The sequence below is a fragment of the uncultured Campylobacter sp. genome (genome assembly GCF_905371695.1).
In the GTDB taxonomy this organism is placed as follows: domain Bacteria; phylum Campylobacterota; class Campylobacteria; order Campylobacterales; family Campylobacteraceae; genus Campylobacter_A.
In genome coordinates this window covers 1-3,189 of the sequence record NZ_CAJPMA010000129.1, presented here as the reverse complement: position 1 = coordinate 3,189, position 3,189 = coordinate 1, and the positions used below count along the sequence as shown (strand labels likewise).

At 44.4% G+C, this 3,189-nt stretch carries 4 protein-coding genes; all 4 read left to right on the top strand.

Annotated elements, in window-relative coordinates; translation table 11 throughout:
- Positions 1 to 435: 50S ribosomal protein L9 (gene rplI / locus QZ147_RS08800; protein WP_295149437.1), on the top strand; the 435-nt coding region annotated here is incomplete at its 5' end.
- Positions 436 to 975: an ATP-dependent protease subunit HslV gene (hslV, locus tag QZ147_RS08795; protein ID WP_295149435.1), complete on the top strand. Its 540-nt coding sequence runs from the start codon at positions 436 to 438 to the stop codon at positions 973 to 975. It abuts the gene before it with no gap.
- The gene (gene hslU, locus QZ147_RS08790; RefSeq protein WP_295149433.1) at positions 972 to 2,294 is read left to right on the top strand and encodes an HslU--HslV peptidase ATPase subunit; all 1,323 of its coding nucleotides are present in this window, start codon (positions 972 to 974) and stop codon (positions 2,292 to 2,294) included. Before hslV ends, hslU begins: the two co-directional genes overlap by 4 nt.
- Entirely contained in the window at positions 2,291 to 3,160 is an 870-nt protein-coding gene (era, locus tag QZ147_RS08785) for a GTPase Era (RefSeq protein ID WP_295149430.1), read from the top strand. Before hslU ends, era begins: the two co-directional genes overlap by 4 nt.
- The last annotated feature ends 29 nt before the right edge of the window (positions 3,161 to 3,189 follow it).

Genomic DNA, 3,189 nt, shown 5'->3' with positions numbered 1-3,189 from the left:
TTAATAAAGGACGTAAAAGCGCTCGGAAAAGCGGGCGAAATAAAAGAGGTAAAAGACGGCTACGGAAATAACTTTTTAATCGGGAAAGGCTTCGCAAAAGCCGCGACGCCCGACGTCTTGCGTCAATACGAAGCCGCTCAAAAACGCAAAGCCGAGGAGCTACAATACGAAATCGCCAATTTAGAAAAATTAAGAGACGAGCTGGCAAAAGTAAGCGTAGTTATCAAAAAGCCTCTCGGAGCGAACGGCTCGCTTTTCGGCGCGGTTACGAAGGACGAGATCGCCCACGAACTCGAAAGCAAACACCGCCTAATAATAGATAAAAAAGCTATCGACACGGACGGACATATAAAATCTACCGGAATTTATAACGTCGATGTCAAACTGGGACACGGCGTAAAAGCCGCACTAAAAGTGCAAGTCGAGGGCGAATAAGTGTTTCATTCAACTACCATCTTAGCTTACAAGGGCGCGAAAAAATCAGTCATCGGCGGCGATGGACAAGTAAGCTTCGGCAACACGGTACTAAAAGGCAATGCGGTTAAAATTCGCAAAATTCAAGGCGGAAAGGTACTTGCAGGATTTGCGGGAAGTACCGCGGATGCGTTTAATTTATTCGATATGTTTGAAGAAAATTTAGAGCAGGCCAAAGGCGATCTAGTAAAAGCCGCCGTAAATTTTAGCAAGGCTTGGCGTAAGGACAAATACCTGCGAAAACTAGAAGCTATGATGCTAGTGCTTAACCGCGAGAAAATTTTCCTTTTAAGCGGAACGGGCGATGTCGTAGAGCCAGAAGACGGCAAGATAGCCGCGATCGGAAGCGGCGGGAACTACGCGCTCTCAGCCGCGCGAGCGCTAGATAAATTTAGCTCGCTAGACGAGGAAGAGCTCGTAAAAGAAAGCCTGCGAATCGCAGGCGAAATTTGCATTTATACAAATACTAATATTAAAACTTACGTTTTGGAAAATCAATGAATTTAACCCCGAAAGAGATAGTAAAATTTTTAGACGATTACGTTATCGGACAAAAAGATGCCAAAAAAATCATCGCGATCGCACTACGAAACCGCTATCGCAGGATGAAGCTGGACGCCGCGCTACAGGACGACATAATGCCGAAAAATATCCTAATGATAGGCTCTACCGGTGTAGGTAAAACCGAAATCGCACGCAGGCTTTCAAAGATGATGGGCTTACCGTTCGTAAAAGTAGAAGCCAGTAAATACACCGAAGTAGGCTTCGTCGGACGCGACGTAGAGAGTATGGTGCGAGATTTGGCGCTTGCGGCGTTTAATTTAGTAAAGCGCGAGCAAAGCGAGAAAAATAAAGATAAAATAAGCGCATATATAGAGGAAAAAATCTTAAAAAAACTACTTCCGCCGCTACCCAAAGGCGCTAGCGAGGAAAAAACGGCGGACTACGAGAGAAGCTACGAAAAAATGCTTACTAAATTTAGAAACGGCGAGCTAGACGAATTAAGCATCGAAATAGAGGTACAGCAAAGCTCGCTCGACGCAGGCGCTAACGTACCGCCGGATATGGCGCAAATGCAAGAAAGTTTTATTAAAATTATCGGAATGACAAGTAAAAACGTAAAAAAAGAATTAAAAGTAAAAGACGCTAAAAAAGCTCTCGAAAGCGAAGCAAACGATAAAATTTTAGATATTGAGAGCATCAAAACCGAGGCGATAGCTAGGGCCGAAAACGAAGGGATAATTTTTATTGATGAGATCGACAAAGTCGCGGTTAGCGGAACGAATTCCAACAGACAAGACCCTAGCAAGGAGGGCGTCCAGCGCGATTTATTGCCGATCGTAGAAGGTTCGTCGGTCTCTACGAAATTCGGGAATTTAAAGACCGATCATGTTTTGTTTATCGCAGCGGGCGCATTTCACGTAAGTAAACCGAGCGACCTAATTCCAGAGCTCCAAGGTCGCTTTCCGCTTCGAGTCGAGCTAAATAGCCTAGACGAGGACGCGCTGTATCAAATTTTAACGCAGCCTAAAAATTCTCTTTTAAAACAATATGCGGCGCTTCTTAGCGCCGAAGACGTCGAGCTAGAATTTAAAGACGACGCCGTCCGCGAGATCGCTAAAATAGCACAATCGGCAAATGAAAAAATGGAGGATATCGGCGCGCGTAGACTCCACACGGTAATTGAGCGCGTGATCGAGGATATTAGCTTCGGCGCCAGCGAACGCGCGGGCGAGAAAATCGTCGTAACCAAAGAACTAGTCGGCGAGCGTCTAAGCGACGTCGTACAAAACCAAGACTTAGCAAGATACATCCTGTGAAATCGGGCTTCGTTAGTATCGTCGGACGCACGAACGCCGGTAAAAGCTCGTTGCTAAATGCTTTGTTAAACGAAAAAATCGCGATCGTCTCTCACAAACAAAATGCGACTAGGCGCAAGATCCGCGGCATCGCGATGAACGGCGAGGATCAAATTATTTTTGCCGATACCCCAGGACTTCACGAAAGCGGCAAATTATTAAATCAGCTAATGGTAAACGAAGCTATAAAGTCTATGAGCGATTGCGACGCGATCGTTTTTGTCGTAGCGGCGCGCGACGATACGCGCGATTACGAAAAATTCTTATCGTTAAAGCCTACAAAACCGCATGTCTTAGTAATTAGCAAAGTCGACGAGATTACAAACGAAGCGCTGCTAAAAAAAATGACGCAATATCAAATTTTCCAAGACCGCTTTACCGCGCTCGTACCGTTTAGCGTCAAAAAAGAGACCTACAAAAAGCCGCTCTTAGACGCTATCTGCAAGCTCCTGCCCGAGCACGAATACTTTTACGATCCTGGATTTTTAACAGATGCAAACGAAAAGGAAATTTTTAGGGAATTTATATTAGAAGCGATCTATGAAAATTTGAGCGACGAAATCCCATATTCCAGCGACGCTACGATAAAAAAAGTCGTCGAGAAAAAAAATGTTACGGAAATTTACGCCTCTATCATTACCGACCGCGACGCTCATAAGTCGATCATAATCGGTAAAAGTGGCGAGACGATCAAGCGGATCGGCATTTGCGCGCGTAAACTTATAACCGACTTAATCAACGGCAAAGTCTTCTTAAATTTAGACGTTTGCGTCAAAAAAGGCTGGAATAAGGACGAAAATATTATAAAAAAGCTTAATAACTATTGACATTTAATTGTCAATGTATTATTATACGC